The following is a 19,131-nucleotide window of genomic DNA, read 5'->3' on the forward strand; positions in this document are numbered from 1 at the left end:
GGTACACACCCCAACGTCGCTCGCGGCGCCCCTCTCGCCTCGAGCGACCTTTGCCGCGGCCCGCACGCTCACGCCTACGGGCAGGGCGCGCCGGCGATCACCTGCGCCAGGGCGCTCAGGTCGTCCTGGTCGACGTTGCCGTCGCGGTTGAAGTCCGGGTCCTGCGCCGAGCACGACGGATCGCCCGCCACGACCTGCGCAAGGCAGCCGACGTCGTCCTGGTCCACATTCCCGTCCTGGTTGAAGTCCGGCTCGCACGCCACCCCGGGAACGCCGTCGAGCAGGAACGGCAGGTCCTTGCCTAGATCGGCCGCCTCGGCGGGCTTGCCCGCGTCGACGACCGCGTACCACCCGGCGTGTGCGCGCCCCGCCTCCTGGCGCAGTTGCACCGCGTTGCCCACGGACCGCACGCCGGGCACCGTCACCGCGGGCGAGTACGCCGGCGTGTTGGGATCCAGGCACACGTACTGCCAGTCGAGCCAGTACTGCCCCTCCGACAGATACACCGAGGGCAGCGACGCCGTGGTGGCCCACACGAGACGCGTCGTGTCGGGGGCCTGCGGCAGGGGCTGCGCGGTCGTGCTGAAGACGCGGTAGATGCTCGTCGGCTGCGACGAGCCCATGCGGTTCGTGACATCGTCGCCGAAGACCACCGCCGCACCCGCATCACCCGGACGCCCGGACCAGATCCGCAGCGTGAGGCCGACGAAGGGCGACATCGGCCCGGCGGCCCCGGGCTGGTACGCGTACACCGTGACGCCCTGCAGCGTCCAGCCCCCCGCGGGCACGCTGAAGTCGTCGGCGAAGCGGAACGCGCCGTCCGCGCCGATGGCGTGCGAGGCAAACCCGCCGACCGCGTCGGCGTGCAGCCCCGCGATGGGCGCTTCGCTCCAGAACGACGCCGTCGGGGCGGGCACGCCGGACTGCGTGGCCGAGGCGGCGCCCAGCGCGGGCGACGCGGGGTTCGCGCTCCCGTTGCTCAGCAGGGGCTCGGCGCGGGCGAGGGCGCCCAGCGCAACGGGGAGGGACGCGGCAACGAGCAGGAGGGTGGTTCGCACGGTCGGACTCCGCATCAGGGTCGGCGAATCATGGGGGCGATCAGAGCAGCACGCCGCGGTCGGTGGGGACAAAGCTCGGGAAGATGGTGCCGAGATCGGTGGCGCCCAGGCGCTGCGAGAGGATCTCGGCCAGCAGGTCGCGGTAATCGATGGTGACGTTCAGGTCCAGGCCCTCGTAGCGCTGGTCGGGCGCCAGGCCGGGCCACTGGGCGAGCACGCGCCCGCCGTTGACCGCGTTGCCCATGACGATCGCGCAGTTGCCGTGCCCGTGGTCGGTGCCCAGGCTCCCGTTCTCCTGCACGCGCCGCCCGAACTCGCTCATGCACACCACGATGTGGCTCGGCTGGACGGCCCCGCTGTTGAGGTCGGCGTGGAAGGCCGCCAGCCCCTGCGCGACCTGCGCCATCAGGTTCGCCATCGTGCCCGTGAGCGTGCCCTGGTTGGCGTGCGTGTCCCACCCGCCCAGGTCGATGGCGACCGCCTCGACGCCCACCTGCGCCTTGAGCAGCGCGGCGGTCGACTTCAGCGACGTCCCGAACGTGCCGGTGGGGTACACCGCCCCGCCCGTGGGCACGTACCCCGCGAAGTTGATCGTGTTCAGCAGGTCGATGGTCTGCAGCGTCGTGATCGCGGCGGCGTGGATCGGGTCGGGCTGGTCCTCGTACATGTCCTCGATCGCGCCCCGACGCGCCGGGCGCGTGCCCGACGCCCCGCCCAGGTCGAACGTGTCGAGGTTCGGGATCGGCAGCGTCTGCGGCGCGCCCACCAGCGTGCGCATGAGCCCCGTGCTGATGCCCACGCCCCGCAGCAGTGCGCCGGGCATCATCGGGTCGATGTTCGCCAGGTGGCGACCCAGCCAGCCCGTGGCGAGCGTCGGGTCCGCGGGCTTGCCCACCTCCATGAAGCGCTGCGCGTCGAAGTGCGAGCGCGACGGATCGTGCGAGCCCGTGGCGTGCACGAACAGCAGTTGCCCGGACTGGTACGCCGGGATGAGCGCGGTCATCGCCGGCGGCAGGCCGAAGAACCCGTCCAGGTCGGTCGCGCGGTTCGCCTGCCCGCTCGAGGGCGCGGGCACCGCGAGATTGGGGCGGGCGGTGTAATACGCCGGGTCGGCGTGCGGCACCACCATGTTGAGCCCGTCGTTCGCGCCGCGCAGATAGATCGACACGATCACGTCGCGCATCGACGAGCGGTACTCTCGCGCCACCGCGACGCGCGGCAGCCACGCCGGCGTGGCGGCGGCCAGGGCGGTGACCCCGCTCGCGGCGATGAACCGGCGGCGTGACAGGGCGAGATATTCCGGGCAGCCGCTCGGACCTCCGGACGGGGCGTCGGCTTGGGGCGCGGGCGGGGGCTGGGTGCTCATCGGGTGTTCTCCGGCTCGGTCGCTCGGCGGGTCAGGACTAGAACCACTGGAAGAACGGGGACGACATGGCCAGCCCCAGCGCCTCGCGCTGGCGCGTCAGCGTCGGAACATTCGGCAGCATGTAGTTGCGGATCCGGTCGCGCTCCACCGCGGGCATCTCGCCCGCGTAGAACGACTGGTTGATCTTCTCGACCATCTGGTCAGCCGTCGACAGGCCCGCGAAGAACGCGCCCGCGTCGATCGAGAGACCCGAGATCCCGCTGTTCATGAGGTCCGCGCCGAAGTTCCAGCGCGGGATGATCAGCCCCACCCAGTAGTCCGTGGCGTCGGGGTAGCCGTCCGGCGTCGGCCAGCCGAAGCGGGGCATCCCCGCCGCCGAAAGGCGCGTGCGGAACGTCGTCGTGCTGGTGATCGCCGACGGCGCCCCGCGCAGGCACGAGATGAAGTGATGCCACGGACGCTTGTACTTGGGCGCCGCCATCGCCAGGTTGTTGGGCGCCAGGGCCGCCCGGATCATCGACTTGATGTCCCCGCCGGTCGACGTGAACGCCGCGGCGACCTGGTCGACCACGCCCGCGGGCACGGCGTCGCCCAGCAGCCAGCGGCAGAGCTTCGAGGAGACGTAGCGCGCGGTGCTCGGGTGGGCCAGCAGGATCGCCATGACGTCGATCCCGTCCTGCATGCCGTTCGCCGCGGGGCGCGCCGGGATGACCTGCCCCAGCACCACCTTCTGCCCGGTGTCGTGCTGCCCCTGGTTGTAGCGGAAGGTGCCCGAGAGCGCCCCGCTGTTGTCGTTGTAGAACTGCCACCCGGTGAAGCAGCGCGCCACCTCGGCCACGTCCTGCTGGGTGTACCCGCCGTCCGCGCCCATGGTGTGCAGTTCCATGATCTCGCGGGCGTAGTTCTCGTTCGGGTTGCCGGCGGTGCTGATGTTGTTGTCCAGGTAGTCGAGCATCGCCGGGCTGCGGGCGCTCGCCGCCAGCATGTCGGCGAAGTTGCCCAGCGCGTGCGGGCGGATGACGTCGCGGTCGTCGATCGACTTCAGCCGGCGGAGGCGCCCCCCGTTCATCTCGATGTTGAAGTGGTCGGTCCAGAACTCGACCATGCGCTCGAAGAACTGGCGCTTCGAGTACGCCGCCCGGATGATCGCCGCCTCGATGCACTCGTTGGCGACCTGCGTGTCGGCCACGCCGAGCATCTGCTGGTACGTCATCGGCAGCGTCGCGTACGCCGCCAGGCGCGTGTTCATCGCGCTGTCGTCGATCGCGCCGGCGTTCAGGTGGTATTCCAGGTACCCCTGGTAGCCGAGCGTCCGTGCGAGCGCGATCTCCTCGGGCGATTCGCCGTACGTCAGCCGGCGCACGAGCCGGTTGAGCAGGCTCGAGGGATCGACATCCGCCGACGCGGGCGGCGGGGCCGCCTTCGCCGTCCGCATCCCCGCGGCGAGCGCCGCGAGCATGCCGGCGCTCGCCAGCAACCCGCGCCGCGACAGGCCCACTTCCCGACGCGCCGCCTGCATTCGACCCGGCTCTCGCTCCACGGTCTGGCTCATGGATGCCTCGCTTGTCGTGCGGTTGTTTTCGGACAGCCAGCGGTTCAACGCCCGGGTCCGTCACCTATTTCACGATACCCATTTCTCATCCGGCGCCAATGCCGATCTCACGTTCCATCGACCGAATGCGACACAACCCGCGAAACCGCGAGCACTAGGGGCACGCGCCGCCCGCGACAACCTGCGCGATCGCCTCGATGTCGTTCTGGTCCACGTTGCCGTCCCGTGAAAAGTCCGGGTCACGCGCCGTGCACGACGTATCGCCCGCCACCGCCTGCGCGATGCACGCGACGTCGTCCTGGTCGACGTTGCCGTCGCCCGTGTAGTCCGCGTCGCAGCGCGTGAACTGCGCGATCAGGAACGCGCGCGCCGACTCGTGCACGCTCAACGAGAATCCGCCGTGCCCCGCCCCCGCCACTTGGATGAACTCGTGCGCCACCCCCGCCGCGCTCAGCGCGCCCGCCATGCGCTCGCTCTGCCCGATCGGCACCGTCGTGTCCGCCGTGCCGTGCACGACCAGGAACGCCGGATCGTCGGGCGTCACGTGCGTGATCGGGTTGCAGAGCGTCGCGAGCGCCACCAGCGCCGGGAACGGCGGGTTCGGGTTCGTCAGGTTGGCACGCAGCACCCCGATCCCCTCGCCCGCACCGTCGAACCCCAGCAACCTCGACTCCGCCGATGTGGGCGCATCGTGGTTGATCGCCGAGCCGGGCGGCGTGCGGACGTCGAGCTGCATGTTGATGAGGTCCGATGGCCCGTAGTAGTCCACCACCGCCATCACGCCGCTGGAATGCGAGGCGTTTCCCCCGCTGGTCCCTTCCGCCGCCGCCACCCCCGCGCTCGTGCCCAGCAGCGACACCAGGTGACCCCCGGCCGATGACCCCCAGCACGCGATCCGCGCCGGATCGATGTTGAACTGCCCCGCGCGGGCGCGCAGGAACCGCACGGCCCCCTTCACGTCGTGGATCTGCGCCGGGAAAATCGCCTCCCCGCTCAGCCGGTACCGGGCGCTCGCCACCGCGACACCCTCCCCGAGCAGTTCGAGCACAAACGTCGGCACCTGGTTGTACGTCCCGCCCTGCCAGCCACCGCCGTGCACCCACAGCACCACCGGCGTCGGCCCGGGCGCGCCCGCCGGCGTGTACACGTCGATCATGAGCGTGACCGTGCCGCCGTCGTCCCGCGGCACCGCGCCGATCACCACGTCGTTGAACGTCGGCTGCGCGTGGCAGCACGCGGCCAGCCCCACCCACACGCCCGCCGCCGGCATCCGGCGAACCATCGCCCGCACTCCCCGTTCAGCCCGGGGGCCCAACGCCCGGGCCGCGCGCGTGTTGCCGCCCATCGCACAAAAAAGAAAGCCCCGGGGGAAGGCCCCCGGGGCGGATTCAGCACAACTTCACAGAACGATCAGACCGACAACCGCCGCGGCCTTACGGGCAGGGCGAGCCGGCGACGACCTGCTCGAGAATCGAGATGTCGTCCTGGTCGACGTTGCCGTCGCGGTTGAAGTCAGGATCAACCGAGGAGCAGGAGGGATCGCCCGCGACGACCTGCGCGAGGCAGAAGATGTCGTCCTGGTCGACGTTGCCGTCCTGGTTGAAGTCGGGGTCGCAGGGCGTGCTGCCGGTGATGATGTTGAGGTCGTCCTGGTCGACATCGCCGTCGAAGTCGACGTCGCCGCAGCAGTAGGTGGCGTTGGGGGTGCCCATGTTGGCCATCGCGATGGCGATGTCGGCCGCGTCGCGCGAGCCGTCGAGGTTCACGTCGCCGACCTGGGTGTTCAGGATGTTGACGATGATCTCGACGGCGTCATCGGCGTCGACGTCGAGGTCGGCGTCCATGTCGGCCGAGATGTCGAAGAGGGCGGCCTCGTCGAGGTCGCTCCAGTTCGCGGCGCCGGTGATGCCGGCCTGGTTGAACTGGCGGACGACGTACGACACGTCGACGCAGTCGATCACGCGATCGTTGTTGGTGTTGGTGTCGCCGTTGCCGTCAGCGCCGATGGGCGCCCAGCCGCGGGTCGTGGGGTTGATGGTGGTGATGCAGCCGTTGATCGCGGCGGCGGCGCCGACGGCGTTCGAGGCGTTGGCCACGTCGGCGCGCGAGTCGCCGGCCGCGTACGTCTCGCCCGCGTTCGACAGGATCGTGCCGAAGAAGTTGACGTTGCCCAGGACGGTCTGCGAGGCGTTGTCCACCGCCAGGAAGCCCGCCCGGCGATCGAGCTGGCCGTTCACCAGCGCCAGGCCGTCGGCCCAGTAGCGGATGTCGAGCCGGTCGAACGAGCCGTTGCCCTCGACGTCGCCGAGGATCTCGATGACGGCCTGCTGGCCCGCGCCGGCGCCGTAGATGCCGTCCGGCGCCGACCAGGCGGGACCGCCGTTGCGCTGGCTCCACGCGCGGATCGCGTCCGTCGCGTCGGCCGTGCTGCGCACGCCGTCGCCGTTGAAGTCGAACACGATCTTGTTGCGGGGCGTGACCAGCGTGGTGTAGGTCACGGCGTTGCCGGCCTGGTCGATGTAGTTCTGCCCGCCCGCGACGCCGTCGGAGTAGACGACGCCGGTGGTGCGGCCCGGGACGCGCCCGCGCGACGCGCTGTTGAACGACACGAACGCCGCATTGAAGTGAACGTTGCCGTTCGCGGGGTTGCCGATGTAGTCCTGGACCTTCTGGTTGAAGGTGGGGTTGGGGGTCAGCACGGTGTAGTCGAGGTCGCTGTGCAGGTTGTCGAGGGCGGCCAGCGAGAGGAACTGGCTCGCCGCGAACTCGCCGGGCATGCCGAAGTTCGCGACGTCCGCGGGCACCGACTGGAACGCCGCGATCGAGCGCGAGATGTTGTTCATGTACAGCGCCGCGGCGGTGTTGCGCATCGGCGGGTTGGTGTTCGTGAGGCCGGCCTCGGCGTTCGTCGCGTCCCACATCCCGTTGCCGTTCAGGTCGGTGAAGGGCTCGCCCATGTCGTAGGCGTTGTTGTTGTTGGTGTCGACGAAGGGATCGAACGCGCCCGTCCAGCCGATGCCGCCCAGCGCGCACTCGCGCACCATGCTGCCGTTCTCATCGGTGAACGACTCGCTCGGCTCGCCCACGTCCATGAAGCCGTTGCCGTTGCTGTCGGTGAAGTTGAACGCGCTGTCGGCCGGGAAGCCGTTGCTGCCGTCGACGAAGAGCTCGCACGCGCGGGGGTCGCCGATGGTGGCGAGCACGGCCTGCCCGCCGATGAGCCAGCCGTCCACGCCGTTGTTCAGGATGTTGTCGGTCGTCGGGCGGGTGTACGCCGTCCCGCCGTAGATGTCATTCTGCACGTCGGCGATCTCGAGCCAGCCGTTGCTGAGCCACGAGCCGGTGCCCGAGCCCGTCACGCCGCGCTCGGTGCCGATGTAGCCCACGCCCAGGCGCATGTTGAGCATGGTCGCCTCAACGTCGCCGTTGCCGTTCTTGTTCGTGGGGATGAAGCCCGCGCCGAGGTTGTTCTGCGTGCCGCCGGAGGAGCGCGGCCCGATGTTGTCGCCGTTGCCCCAGGAGGGGTCAACGCCGGTGCAGTTGTTGAACGCATTGCGGGTGCCCGAACCGACGTCGCGCGTCACGACGACGAAGTTCTCGCCCGTGTTCGCGCGGCCCGTCACGAAGAGGTGCTGGATCTCGGTGATCTTGAGCTGCGTGATGCCCGTGCCCAGGCCGACGACCGGCGCGATGGGGGCGAACAGCAGCTGCGTGTCGAAGATCGTGTTCGCGTCCGCGGCGCCGGGGTTGGTGGGGTCGAAGAGGTTGCGGCCCTGGAGCGTCAGGAGCTGGCTCGACAGGTTCGCGCCCGAGGTCCCGCCCTGCTTGTTCACGCTGTTGCGCGGGTTCGTGCCGTAGCCGCCCTCGGCGGGGGCCCGATCCCACTTCGCGACGCCGGGCTTCTGCACGGCGAGGAACGTGGAGACGTCAAGCGGGGAGACGTCGATCTGGATCCCGCCCGCGCTGCCAATGTCCGGGGTGGCGTAGGTGGCGCGGTACGAGGACTGATCGGCCGCGCGGTTCGGGGCGCCGCCGGGGTTGCCCTGGTTGTACGCGCCGGTGCGCACGCCCGAGTTCGTGCCGATCGTGATGTACAGATCGCGGTTGTGGTACGCGCCCGTGGCCTGGCCGGGGTTCGGCAGGCCGGTCGCGGGCGACGCGCCGGGGATGCCCGTCGCCGTCGTGGCGTTCGCGTCGTTCGTGAGGAACTGCGGGGGGCCCCAGCGGAGCAGCTCGTTGAAGCCGTTCACCGAGCCCGTCACGCGGTACTGCACGACGAGTTCCTGGGCCGTCAGGCTGCCCGAGGTGCCGAAGCCCTGCACGCCGCTCGGCGCGAGCTGGTCCGGCACGCCGCCGATGGTGGTGCCCAGGTACCCGCTAATGCCGTCGCCGTCAGCGTCGATGAAGTCGTTCGTCGACGCGCGGCTGGCGCTCCAGTTCTGGAGCAGCGTGGCGCCCGAGATGTTCACAACACGTCCCTGCTGCAGCTGCGCCATGGCCGGGAGGGCCGTCGCACAGGTTCCGGCCGCCGCGAGCAGCAGCCACGCACGATTGTTCTTCATGGATCTTCTCTCCGAAAAAGGCGTTTGGGGCACGATGGACGGACCGACAGCCGTCATGCCCCGGAGCGAGGACGTTGTGGTCAGGAACGAGCCACACCCCGTTGGCATGCGGATGCACGCATTGGTTTGCCGGTCTCTCGACCGTCTTCAGTTGTCGTGTTGTCGAAACGCGCGGCCTGCGCCAGGTTTGAAAACGAACCGAACCCCTCCGAGTTCGGCTCGCGGTGCGCTTCTCACAGTCTCTTAGCGCGGTTGCGTGTTCACCCGGTTGTCGCCCGTCAGGCTCCAGAACCGGTCGCCCCACTTGCGCTTCTCGATCGTCGTTTCAATGTTCGACTGCTCCACGTGCCCGTCCACGTACCCGAAGTTCGCCTGTCCGCCCTTCGCGTTCTTGGAGCCCGGGTGGTGACGGGCCACCGCGTTCAGCGTCGTGTTCGTCCCGCCGTCGATCGCGCCTTCGGGCACATCGGCCACCGGCAGGATCTCGTCCAGCAGCGGGTACACGAAGCGCGGGAACGCGCTCGCGCCCAGCGGCTCGTTGTACACGTCCACGCCCGACGAGATGCCGTAGAAAGGCGTCACCGGGCGGTGGCTCTTGAACAGCCCGCCCGTCTGGATCGCCCGGTAGTCCTTGTCGGGCGTGAACTCCGTCACCAGGATCACGTTCGACGCGTTGTTGATGTCCGAGTCCTTCACCAGCTTGTTCTTGCGGGCGCCGCCGAACGCCGTCGAGAACTTGTTGCGCGGGAAGATCGCCGCGTTCCCCGTGTACGCGATCCGCTTCACCTGCCGGTCCGTCGGCGTCGAGGCCCCGGCCCCCTGGCCCAGGTCGTTCACCTGCTCGGGCTCCCAGTTCGCCTGGTCGGGCCCCGGGTTCGTCGCCGGCGCCCCGCCCCGCGGCATCGACGGGCACTTGAACGAGTCCTCGTTCACCGCGCCCGTGTTGAACAACGCGTACGACCAGTGCACGTACCCCGTCGACGGGTTCGGGTTGCTCAGCAACTGCTGCTCGAACTGCCAGTTCGTCGTGCTGTCGTCCGACCCGTACACATAGTGCGGCGGGTAGTACTGCTTCGCGTCCGTCGAGTACGCGATCACGCCCTGCAGCACGCTGCGGTTGTTCGCGGCGCACTTGATCATCCGCGCCGTCGACCGCGCGTTCCCCAGCGCGGGCAACAGAATCCCGATCAGCAGCGCAATGATCGCGATCACGACCAGCAGCTCGATCAGGGTGAAGGCACGCGGGCCGCCCTTGCTTCGCATGGGAATCTCCGGTTCGCCCGCGCGGTGATGCCCCCCGGCCCCCGCCACGGATCGTTCGAGTGAGCCCAGAGGATAGCGCACGACTCTCCAGATTTGAAGCCCTCCCCACTGTGTTTCAGTGAGAGATCACGCGCTCTTCGTACAGTCTTTATATTTGGGTTGTGTCAAGACCCTTCGCTTACTCGATGTCGCACACATGTTTGTGCCATCGCGCTTCGTGAAGTACGCCGCGACGCCCTTCACCGCCCCCGCCCGATTTTTCGTCGTTTCCCCCGGCGGCCTCCCTCGTGGCTCCTCCCCGCCCCCTCGCCCGCGCTCGCCCGCAAGTTCCTACGCTCGGCGGCGTGAAGCTCGCTGTCGTCATCCCCGTCTACAACGAACTCCGGTGGCTCCGCCCGGGAATCGACCGGCTCCTTGCCACCGCACCCCCCGCCCCTCCCGGCGGCTCGCCCGTCGAACGCACCGTCATCCTCGTCGACGACGGCTCCACCGACGGCACGCGCGACCAGGTCCGCGAACTCGGCGCGAGCGGACGCGTTGTCGCCGTCCTCCACGACGCCAACCGCGGCAAGGGCGCCGCCCTCCGCACCGGCTTCGCCCGCGCGCTCGACCTCGGCGCAGACATCATCCTCGTGCACGACGCCGACCTCGAGTACGACCCGCGCGACCACGCCGCGGCGTTGGCCCCGATCCTCGACGGCCGCGCCGACGCCGTCGTCGGCTCGCGCTTCATCGGGCACACTCACCGCGTCCTCTACTACTGGCATTACCTGGCGAACCGGTTCATCACGACGTGCTGCAACGCCGTCACGAACCTGAACCTCACCGACGTCGAGTGCTGCACGAAGGCGTTCACCGCCCCGGCCCTCCGCGCCATGACGCTCACCGAAGAACGCTTCGGCATCGAGATCGAGATGGTCGCGAAGGTCGCGCAGGTGCGCCTGGCGCGTGCCGACGAGCCGCAGTCACCCCCCCGACGCGCCCGCGTGTACGAGGTCGCCGTCTCCTACGACGGACGCACGTACGAAGAAGGCAAGAAGATCGGCTGGCAGGACGGCGTCGCGGCCCTGTGGTGCATCCTCAAGCACGGGCTGTAAGGCTCCGCGGCATCTTTCATCGCAGAAAATCACCGACCCGCGCCGGTGAGCGCGGGCCGGTGAACAGGTCGGGTGCTGCCGCGCCGACCGGCGCGAGGTGGCAGGCCGGAGCGCGGTTGCGGCACCGCGGCACCGCGGCAACGTGGCAACGCGGCAACGCGGCAACGCGGCACCGCGGCGTGCGCGTGCCACATCACCCCGGGCCCTCGGGACGTTCGCCCGCGAACTCCGGCAGGCGCGGCCCGACGATGCTCGCCACGAACCCCGCGGGCCCGGGCCCAGGCCCGGACGCGCCCGCCGCGGGCTCGGGCGCCGCGTCTTCGATGCGCATGTTCATCGCCGGGCCGCCCATGTCGACCTCGCCCGACAGGTACCGCGTCAGCGTCGCCAGCGCGACGTTGTACGTGGCCTGCTCGCGCGTGGTCAGGTCGCGCGCATGACGCGTCGCCTCGCAGTACGCGCACGGGTTCTCGATCTCGCGGAAGAACTCCAGCGCCCGCAGCGCCGCGTCCACGCGCCCGGGCACCTGGTCGAACACCATCGTCAGTACGTTCTCGTTCACGGTGTCACGTTCGCCCGGTGAAGGCCCGGACGCTCCAAGGTTGTCTCGCGGATGGCGTGCATCCGAATAGACGGATCAATCGCGGTCAGATCGGCCGTTATCACGGTGATGGAATGGCCCCACCATGCGCGACTTCGAATATTCGAATAGATGGATGAACGGATCGGCCTCGCCGGGTTAGCCGGCGAGGCTTCGATCAGAGCCGCGCCACAGCCCGCGCGCGCACATCGGCACGCGTTCTCGGGAGTTCGGCTTGGTCGCATGGTGCAACACGGCGGGCTCCGGCCCCAATGGAAACCGGCGCAATGCCGGGCTTGGGGGGCTGATGATTCGCGTGTTACCCGCGGGAGTCAAGGGCGCCACGGTCATGTCAAGTTACGTCAAGTCGTGGCGCGTTCGTGGGGGTCGGGCGTCGGGGCGTCGTTACTTCTCGGTGGCCTTGCGTGCGCGCAGGGCGCGGGCGAACTCCGAGGCCGCGGGCCCGAGCGCGCGGGCGCGTCGCCGCACGAGCGCGAGCGTGCGCGACAGCCGATCATCGCGGCAGGCCAGCCCCTCGCCCTCGCGCAGCGCGAGGCGGCTCACGAAGCCGATGCCGATGCCCGCGCCCACCATGGCCTTGACGGCCTCGATCGAGCGCACCTCCACGGCCACATCCAGCGTGACGCCCGCGCGGGCGGCGGCCCGGTCGATGAGATCGCGCACCGCCGCGCCCGCGGCGAACGCGACCACCGGCTCGCCCCGCAGGTCTTCCCAGCGGAACGTCGCGGCACGCCGCGCGCGCCCGACCTGCTTCGCGTGGCGGTGACCGGGCGGCACGATGAGCCGCAGTTCGTCTTCGACCAGCGGGTCGACGAGCAGGTCGCTCTCCACGCCCGGCGGGAGCGGGAGTGTGACAACGCCCAGCTCGAGTTCGCCCGACAGCACGGCCTGTGCCACGCCCGCGCTGCCGGCCTCGCGGATGAAGAACCGCAGCCCCGGGTGCGCGCGCCGCAGCGCCCCGATCACGGGCGGGAGCAGGTACGTTACCGCGGTCGCGCCGCCGCCGACGCGCACGACGCCGCGCTGCAGCCCGAGCAGTTCGCGCACGGACTCGCGCCCTTCCTCGACCGCGCGGAGGGCCTGCTGCGCGCTGTGGAGGAACAGGCGTCCGGCCTCGGTGAGCTGCACGCCCTTGCTCGTGCGCTCGAGCAGCGGGGCGCCGACCTCGGCTTCGAGCTTGCGGACGACGGCGGAGAGGGCCGGCTGCGTGACGCCGAGCTCGCGCGCGGCCCGCGTCATGTGCCCGGCCGCGGCGATGGCCGAGAAGTACCGGAGCGGGGTGAGTTCCATGCGGGTGAAGATACGACGGGGCAGCGCGATCACGCCGGTCTGGTCACGGCGCCATGATCCGTCGTACGAGGCCCATCGCCTGCGCGGGCGTCGGCGGGTTCGTGAGGTCCAGCGGCAGGTAGACGCCCTTCTCGTGGTCGCTGTTCAGCACCACCGCGTTGGGCGCGACGAACTTCGAACCCTCGGGCGCCTTCTCGTGCCCCAGCACGAACATGTACACGCCCCACGCCTCGACGAGGTCTTCCAGCCCTTCCTCGTCGTAGCCGCGTCCCCACACCATGAGGTGGGCCGCCCCCTGTCGCGGCGCGTAGTCGGCGATCGTCAGTTCGCGCGAGAGCACGGTTGTGTCGAACTTGCCCATCACCGCCGCGGGCGGCACGCTGTGCGCGCACAAGATATCGCCCCGGCGCGTGTGCACCCGCAGCGCCAGCGGCATCGACAGCACGAAGTCGTCGATGGCCGCCTCGACGCGCGACGCGTCCTCGCCGAAGGCGTACGCCAGCCCCTCGCTGAACGCGTCGACGCAGCGGACGCCGTCCTTGAGGATGCCCGACCGCTGCATCTGCGCGAGCTCGTGGTTGCCCAGCAGCACGTGCACGTGCTCCGGGTAGGCCGCCTTGAGCGCCGCGACGCGCGCCAGCACGCGGTAGGAGAAGTCCATCCCGTGCAGCAGCCGGTCGCCGTGGATGATCTCGTGCAGCGTCAGGTGCGCGGGGGCCGCGCCGACGCCGCCATTCCCAGCGCGCCGGGCGCTCCCGTCCATTCCCGCGGCACGCACGAGGATCTCGAAGTGCAGCGGGTTGTCGTGCAGGTCGCCCGTCGCGATCAGACGCAGCGCCGTGTCTGCGGGGCGCCCTTCTTCCGGGCGGCTCTCGTCGGGGCGGGGGCGTTCAGGCGCCGGGCGTTCGTCACTCCCGGCGCCGGTCGCGTCCACCACATCGATCGATCCCCGCCGGCACCGCGCCCCGCGGTTCGCCGCGGCCCCGTCCCGCAGGGCCGCTTCGACCGCGCCGGGATCGCGCATGTCGATCGTCGCGCCGGGGTCTGCGCCGCTGGACGCCGAGTCATCCTGCATGCGCGCCCCCACCGCCGTTTACGCCGCCCCGTCCGCGCGGTCCGCGTCGACGCGCACGCCGCCCGCCGACCCGCCCCGCGTCACGGGCAGCCCCGCGGAGGAGGCGCTGTTCGCCCGGGCGGCGGCGTCCGACTGCTCGTTGCGGTACCGCAACTGCCCGAGGATGAGTTCGAGCTTGTCCTTGACGTACGACATGCTCTGCGGGCGATCGTCGGGGTTCACCTCGACGCAGTGCATGATGAGTTCGTTGAGGCGCGCGGGGATCGCTGAGTTCAGGCTGGACGCCGCCGGGGCCCTGGGGATCAGGGCGTCGTCGAGGCGGCTCACGAGCGCGTCGGGCTTGGTCGAGAGCGCGTTGGGCACCGCCTTGCCCGTGAGCGTGTAGTACATCGTCGCGCCCAGGTTGTACACGTCGGTCCGCTCGGTGATCGCGCGCCGGTGCACCTGCTCGGGGGCGATGTAGTCCGGCGTGCCCTGGATCCGCTCCTTCACCGTGCCGAGCGGGCACGACTGGCCGAGGTCGATGATCTTCGCCATCGGGCCCTGGGGCGTGGGCACCACCAGGATGTTGTTCGGCTTCATGTCCGCGTGCGCGAACCCCCGCGCGTGCATGTGCCCCAGCGCGTCGGCCGCCTGGATGAAGATCGTGACGGCGTCGTCGAAGTTCTTCGGCGACTTGCGGTCCATCGAGACCCCGTCGAGCATTTCCATCACCAGGAACACGTCCGTCACGTGCACGAACATCCGCGTCTTCTTCTCGAGGCGCACGATCTTGCGGATGTTGGGGTGGTCGAGCTGGCTGGCGATCTTGTACTCGTACATCGCCTGCTGCAGGAAGCGGTCGTCCTTCGAGCTCCCCCGATGCACGTGCTTCAGCGCCCAGATCTGCTTGTTCCGCGGGTCCTGCGCCAGGTACACGACCGACGCCGCCCCCTGCCCGAGCTCGGTGAGGATCCGAAGACCCTCCACCTCGTCGTTGGCCTTGTAATGGACGAGTTCGTCCGACATGCGCTGCTCTGCCCGCTCCTCAGCGTCGCCGGGAAGAACTCCCGGCACGCACGTTCAAATACCGATCCGTCCCGCCCGTGGCGGCGGGTGCGGCCGACGTCTCCCGCTGCGCTGGAGATGCGGGGAATTCCCGGCCGCTCCAGACCTCGCCGGCGGCCCCCGCCCCGGCAGCATCCACGATAGGCGTGCCGAACCACGCCCCGACGCACACGCCCAAGGTTCGATGCCGCGAACGGGCCCGGGCTGCGCGGCACAGAACATCCCGGCCCCCGCGGGGCCGGCCACCGGACGCTCGCACATGGATGGATCGCACACCCGCCCGCGCCCGTCGCTACCGCACGCCGGCGATGGCCTGGCGGAACGACGCCTCGGGGAAGAACTTCCCGGGGCTGGGCGTCGAGGCGACTTCGCGATGGAGATACACGCGGTCCGCGGGGATCTGGCACTCGCGCATCAGCATCTCGACGAGCTGCGCAAGCCGCACCCGCTGGGCCTCGGTGAATGTCGCCCGCTCCCCGTCGCCCACGACGCAGATCCCGATCGCGTTGCGGTTCAGCCAATCCGCGTTCTTGCCCGCGGCGTGCGCCCCGGGGTTCTGGCGAAGCCAGCGTCCGCCCACGTGCACCTGCCCGTCGCGCAGGCCCGAGCCGTTGCCCAGCACGAAGTGGTACCCCAGGCCGCGCAGGCCCAGACGGCGTGCCTGCTCGTCGAGGCTCTCCGGGCTTCCCGAGAGCGTCCCGCTGTCGTGGATCACGATCGCCTGCCAGCGTCCGCTCTCGATCGGCGTCGGCGTCGAGAGGATGGACTCGAGCCCGCCCGCGCTCGCCATGACGGCCAGCGGCGGGAGGGAGAAGCCCTCGCCGGTCGAGCGTTCACCCGTGTCGAGCATCACCAGCCCGCCGCCCACGACCGTCATCGAGGCGAGCAGTGCGCCCCAGACAACCCGCGTGCGCGACGAGAGGGAGCGCGACGCCACCGAAGCCCGGGCCTTGCCCGCGCCCCGCGTGCCGCGCTTCGACTTCGACGTGTTCCTGGCCACTCCCGTTCACCCTCGCGTGCGCCCCGCGCGCGGACGACTGTACGACGTCCGCGCACCTGCGCCCATTCAATCGTCACATTCACGCGCGAATGTTCAACCCGCGCCGCATTTTCGGCCGCCGATCACTGATCTTCAGCCGCGCACGCCCGCACAGTCAAGCAGACGCCGCGTCCGCCGCGCTGTTATTCCTGCGCGCCGAGCAATCGACCGCGCACGTTCGGGAGACGGTTGCCCTTCTGGTCCCACACGTACGTCGGCGCCCGGCGGTCACGCGCCGCGTCGTTGCGGTCGTACTGGCTGCGGGGCTCGTTCTCCGAGAGCAGCGGCTTGCCGCACCCGCCCACCGACGCCGCCAGCAGCCCCACCCCGACCATCACCCACACCCCGCCCCTGCTCCGCCGTGCTTGCATCGACGCCGCCCTCACGAAAAAGGGGCCGCGGGGTCACATCGCCCCGACAGCGCCCAAAAACAGTGTACCGCCCACACAAGGCGGGCGGCACACCGGAGGAGAGAGAGAAGACCGGTACGGCGCGTTCGCGCCTCACCATACATCCTTACGCCCGCCCGAACGAAAGGTTCACACGTGGTGCCGCACTTCTCGGACGATTCTGCTTGAATTGTTTCTATGTCAGGCGGCCGTTCGGGTCGATCGTGATCTCGCCCCGCGCGCACGCCTGCCGCACGCCTTCGTACACCACCGCGCACACCGCCGTCGCCAGGTTCAGGGATCGCTCGCCCACGACCATCGGCATCGTCAGCGTGCGGTCCGCGTACCGCGCGAGCAGGTCGGGCCCGAGCCCCCGCGTCTCCTTGCCGAAGACCAGCGCGTCGCCGGCCCGCAGGTCGGCGTCGAAGTACAGGCGCCGGGCGTGGGTCGAGAACAGCCAGAGGCGCGTCGCCGGGTGCTCGCGCGTGAACTCGTCGAACGAGTCGTGCTCGCGCACGCCGAGCCGGGGCCAGTAGTCGAGCCCCGCGCGGCGGCAGGCCTTTTCGCTCGTGTCGAAGCCCAGCGGGTGGATCAGGTGCAAGGCGCAGCCCGTCGCGACGCAGGTGCGCCCGATGTTGCCCGTGTTGTTCGGGATCTCGGGCTCGACGAGCACCACGCGGAACAGGGGGGAACGTCCCACGTGGGCCGCCCGAGTCACTGACCTTCTTTCGAGCGGATGTACGCGGCCTCGGCGGCGCGCCGAGCCAACACGCCGGGGTCGACCTCGAAGATCCGGTCGAACGCGGCCTGGCCCTTGGGGTCGGCGATCCAGCCCCACCAGCGCATGACGCCGTCCGAGCTGAGGATCGCGACCCAGGGGAGCGGGAGGGCGCTGTTGTTGTAGAACTTCTGGGCCTGCTGGAAGATCCCGCCGTCGGCGTCGATGAAGATCGAGTGCCCCTGCACGCGGGCCTTCTGGAACTCCTCGAGCTTCTCGCGGAGCTTCTTGGGGTCGGTCTCCATCTTGAGTTCGCCGCCGCTGTTGTCCTTGAGGGGCGACAGGCAGCCGACGACGTTGAGGTCACGCCCGCGCTGGCGCTGGAGCAGGTCGAAGCGGTCCATGCCCTGGAAGGTGAACCGCGACTCGGGGTGCCAGAAGTACAGCAGCGTGATCCGCCCCTTGAGCTGGGGCTTGGCGGGGAAGAAGTTCGAGTCCGACAGCGCCACCCGGGGCAGGTCCGGCTCGACGGGCTCGCCCGTCGCCGAGGGCTGCTCGTTGGGGTCTTTGGGCGGCGCGGGCCACTTCGCCTTCTTGTACTCGTCGGGCGTCGGCTCGGTGAAGGGAATCTCGGGCAGCGAGGTCAGGTCCACCCGCTCGCGGAGCCCCGCCGTCCGGCGAAGGTCCGCGTCGCGCTTGGCGGCGTCGGCCTTGAGCCGATCGTTGATCGCCGCGGCGTCTTCACGCGACTCGGCCACCACCGCGGCGCACGCCGCCTCGACCGATTCGGTCGCGATGTCGGCGTAGCGGAGCTGGCCCGCGCGGTCGATCACGTAGAAATCAGGGTCGACGTCCGAGGACAGTGCGCGACGGAACCCACCGTCGGCGTCGTGCGCGAGCAGGAACGTGCTCCCCTCGGGGGCCGCGCCCTTCGCGACCTTGTCCCACCCCGACGGCGCGTGCACGCAGACCACGATCAGGCCCTTGGCCGCGTGCTGCTCCGCCATCCGGCGGGCGATCACCAGGCCCCGCTTGCTCTGCGGGACGTAGTCGGTCCAGGTGAGGATCAGCACGGGCTTGCCGGCGGCGTCGCCCGCCGTCAGCGCCGCGCCGTTGGTCCAGTCCTTCAGCGAGGCGAACGCCGCAAAGTCGAACGCCTTGAGTTCGCGCGTGTTCAGTTCGGCCCGGCGCGGGCCCTCGCCCTCGCGGATGATCGACGGCTCGACCTGCGCGTGCGCCCACGACGCGAGCCCCGCCGCCACCCCGGCACAGAGGACAAACGACCGTGCTGCTGACCGGCGTGCGTGACGCATCACTTGGATCCTCCACTCGGGAACATCGCGTGCGAACCGGCGGCGACACCCGCCCCGCCCGGCCCGCGGCCGCCATCCTAGTACGACGCCCCAAACCCCCGGTTGTTCGCGAAAAGAACGGTGATTCCCGGGCCCGGGCCTACCGCATGATCCAGCGCTTCTCGTCGACCTCGATCGGGCGGCTCCCCTGGTCGCGCAGCTCGCCGTGCGTGGGGTACCGGAGCATGAGCGTCTTGCGCAGGAGCACCTTCTGCGGGCGGCCGTCCGCCCCGGCGAACTCCACGGCCCGCGTCTCCCCGCTGAACCCCGCCGCGTAGACCACGACCTCGCCCACGTGCGCGTCCGTCACCGGCCAGATCACCACGCCTTCCTTCGCGTTGGCCTCGCCCTGGGGCAGCACGCCCACGATGCTCGTCTGGTCCTGGATGAACGGGTTCGCCAGGCGCTGCAGGATGTCGCGCGTGACGGCCTCGGGCACGTCGCGCCCGGACCGGAGCAGCTCGCCCTCGTCGGTGCCCAGCTCGAACATCGGGGTGAAGAGCAGGTCCTGGTCGGTCGCGTTCGTCACCTTGTACGTCAGGAAGTAATACGGGCGAACGCCCACGCCCTCGACCGAAACGCTCGCGACCCGCAGCGGGCCGACGTCCACGCTCAACTGCCAGCGACGCGGGATCGGGTCGGGCTCGGGGGCAAGGGCCACGAGCGACGAGCCGGCGAGCGAAGTGACAGCGAGCACGAACGCGCGTGAGAGCATCGGGGAT

The 19,131-nt window shown here is 70.2% G+C and carries 16 protein-coding genes; 1 reads left to right on the forward strand and 15 read right to left on the reverse strand.

Annotated elements, in window-relative coordinates; genetic code table 11:
- Window positions 1-74: 74 nt before the first annotated feature.
- From SFY69_07680 to SFY69_07705, 6 genes are all read right to left on the reverse strand, one after another.
- Window positions 75-1,058, reverse strand: a complete 984-nt coding sequence (locus SFY69_07680; protein ID MDX2131914.1) for a hypothetical protein — start codon at window positions 1,056-1,058, stop codon at window positions 75-77.
- A gap of 40 nt (window positions 1,059-1,098) precedes the next feature.
- Window positions 1,099-2,424, reverse strand: a complete 1,326-nt coding sequence (locus SFY69_07685; GenBank protein MDX2131915.1) for a DUF1501 domain-containing protein — start codon at window positions 2,422-2,424, stop codon at window positions 1,099-1,101.
- Window positions 2,425-2,461: 37 nt separating this feature from the next.
- Entirely contained in the window at window positions 2,462-3,976 is a 1,515-nt protein-coding gene (locus tag SFY69_07690) for a DUF1800 domain-containing protein (GenBank protein ID MDX2131916.1), read from the reverse strand.
- A 154-nt stretch (window positions 3,977-4,130) separates the two neighbouring features.
- Window positions 4,131-5,258 (reverse strand): alpha/beta hydrolase fold domain-containing protein, encoded by a 1,128-nt coding sequence (locus SFY69_07695; GenBank protein ID MDX2131917.1) that lies wholly within the window; start codon window positions 5,256-5,258, stop codon window positions 4,131-4,133.
- Between the two features lie 151 nt (window positions 5,259-5,409).
- Entirely contained in the window at window positions 5,410-8,538 is a 3,129-nt protein-coding gene (locus SFY69_07700; protein MDX2131918.1) for a hypothetical protein, read from the reverse strand.
- 243 nt (window positions 8,539-8,781) lie between these two features.
- Window positions 8,782-9,801 carry a prepilin-type N-terminal cleavage/methylation domain-containing protein gene (locus SFY69_07705; protein MDX2131919.1) on the reverse strand — a complete coding sequence of 340 codons (1,020 nt, stop codon included), beginning with the start codon at window positions 9,799-9,801 and terminating at the stop codon, window positions 8,782-8,784.
- A 344-nt stretch (window positions 9,802-10,145) separates the two neighbouring features.
- Between SFY69_07705 and SFY69_07710 the strand changes: the two genes are divergently transcribed.
- Window positions 10,146-10,898: a glycosyltransferase family 2 protein gene (locus SFY69_07710; GenBank protein ID MDX2131920.1), complete on the forward strand. Its 753-nt coding sequence runs from the start codon at window positions 10,146-10,148 to the stop codon at window positions 10,896-10,898.
- Between the two features lie 193 nt (window positions 10,899-11,091).
- Here SFY69_07710 and SFY69_07715 read toward each other — a convergent pair whose 3' ends face one another.
- The 9 genes from SFY69_07715 to SFY69_07755 all read right to left on the reverse strand — a co-directional run bounded on the left by SFY69_07715 (window position 11,092) and on the right by SFY69_07755 (window position 19,124).
- Window positions 11,092-11,460, reverse strand: a complete 369-nt coding sequence (locus SFY69_07715; protein ID MDX2131921.1) for a hypothetical protein — start codon at window positions 11,458-11,460, stop codon at window positions 11,092-11,094.
- Window positions 11,461-11,883: 423 nt separating this feature from the next.
- Window positions 11,884-12,789, reverse strand: a complete 906-nt coding sequence (locus SFY69_07720) for a LysR family transcriptional regulator (GenBank protein ID MDX2131922.1) — start codon at window positions 12,787-12,789, stop codon at window positions 11,884-11,886.
- A 43-nt stretch (window positions 12,790-12,832) separates the two neighbouring features.
- A complete protein-coding gene (locus tag SFY69_07725) occupies window positions 12,833-13,864 on the reverse strand; it encodes a hypothetical protein (protein MDX2131923.1) in 1,032 nt (343 codons plus the stop codon).
- An 18-nt stretch (window positions 13,865-13,882) separates the two neighbouring features.
- Complete coding sequence (locus SFY69_07730; protein ID MDX2131924.1) at window positions 13,883-14,872, reverse strand: serine/threonine-protein kinase; 990 nt, start codon at window positions 14,870-14,872, stop codon at window positions 13,883-13,885.
- 331 nt (window positions 14,873-15,203) lie between these two features.
- On the reverse strand, window positions 15,204-15,911 hold the full coding sequence (locus tag SFY69_07735) for a peptidoglycan recognition family protein (GenBank protein ID MDX2131925.1): 708 nt from the start codon (window positions 15,909-15,911) through the stop codon (window positions 15,204-15,206).
- 182 nt (window positions 15,912-16,093) lie between these two features.
- Complete coding sequence (locus SFY69_07740) at window positions 16,094-16,321, reverse strand: hypothetical protein (protein MDX2131926.1); 228 nt, start codon at window positions 16,319-16,321, stop codon at window positions 16,094-16,096.
- 214 nt (window positions 16,322-16,535) lie between these two features.
- A complete protein-coding gene (locus tag SFY69_07745; protein MDX2131927.1) occupies window positions 16,536-17,039 on the reverse strand; it encodes a tRNA (cytidine(34)-2'-O)-methyltransferase in 504 nt (167 codons plus the stop codon).
- 14 nt (window positions 17,040-17,053) lie between these two features.
- The gene (locus SFY69_07750; protein MDX2131928.1) at window positions 17,054-18,370 is read right to left on the reverse strand and encodes a hypothetical protein; all 1,317 of its coding nucleotides are present in this window, start codon (window positions 18,368-18,370) and stop codon (window positions 17,054-17,056) included.
- A gap of 139 nt (window positions 18,371-18,509) precedes the next feature.
- On the reverse strand, window positions 18,510-19,124 hold the full coding sequence (locus SFY69_07755) for a hypothetical protein (protein ID MDX2131929.1): 615 nt from the start codon (window positions 19,122-19,124) through the stop codon (window positions 18,510-18,512).
- Window positions 19,125-19,131 lie beyond the last annotated feature (7 nt).

Source organism: Planctomycetota bacterium (assembly GCA_033763975.1).
Classification (GTDB): Bacteria; Planctomycetota; Phycisphaerae; order Phycisphaerales; family UBA1924; genus RI-211.

Excerpts from the sequence above, each read along its gene's own strand:
- SFY69_07695 (MDX2131917.1), bottom strand. The coding sequence starts at position 5,258 with ATGGTTCGCCGGATGCCGGCGGCGGGCGTGTGGGTGGGGCTGGCCGCG.
- SFY69_07700 (MDX2131918.1), bottom strand. The coding sequence starts at position 8,538 with ATGAAGAACAATCGTGCGTGGCTGCTGCTCGCGGCGGCCGGAACCTGT.
- SFY69_07720 (MDX2131922.1), bottom strand. The coding sequence starts at position 12,789 with ATGGAACTCACCCCGCTCCGGTACTTCTCGGCCATCGCCGCGGCCGGG.
- SFY69_07685 (MDX2131915.1), bottom strand. The coding sequence starts at position 2,424 with ATGAGCACCCAGCCCCCGCCCGCGCCCCAAGCCGACGCCCCGTCCGGA.
- SFY69_07725 (MDX2131923.1), bottom strand. The coding sequence starts at position 13,864 with ATGCAGGATGACTCGGCGTCCAGCGGCGCAGACCCCGGCGCGACGATC.
- SFY69_07690 (MDX2131916.1), bottom strand. The coding sequence starts at position 3,976 with ATGAGCCAGACCGTGGAGCGAGAGCCGGGTCGAATGCAGGCGGCGCGT.
- SFY69_07705 (MDX2131919.1), bottom strand. The coding sequence starts at position 9,801 with ATGCGAAGCAAGGGCGGCCCGCGTGCCTTCACCCTGATCGAGCTGCTG.
- SFY69_07730 (MDX2131924.1), bottom strand. The coding sequence starts at position 14,872 with ATGTCGGACGAACTCGTCCATTACAAGGCCAACGACGAGGTGGAGGGT.
- SFY69_07755 (MDX2131929.1), bottom strand. The coding sequence starts at position 19,124 with ATGCTCTCACGCGCGTTCGTGCTCGCTGTCACTTCGCTCGCCGGCTCG.
- SFY69_07740 (MDX2131926.1), bottom strand. The coding sequence starts at position 16,321 with ATGCAAGCACGGCGGAGCAGGGGCGGGGTGTGGGTGATGGTCGGGGTG.
- SFY69_07750 (MDX2131928.1), bottom strand. The coding sequence starts at position 18,370 with ATGCGTCACGCACGCCGGTCAGCAGCACGGTCGTTTGTCCTCTGTGCC.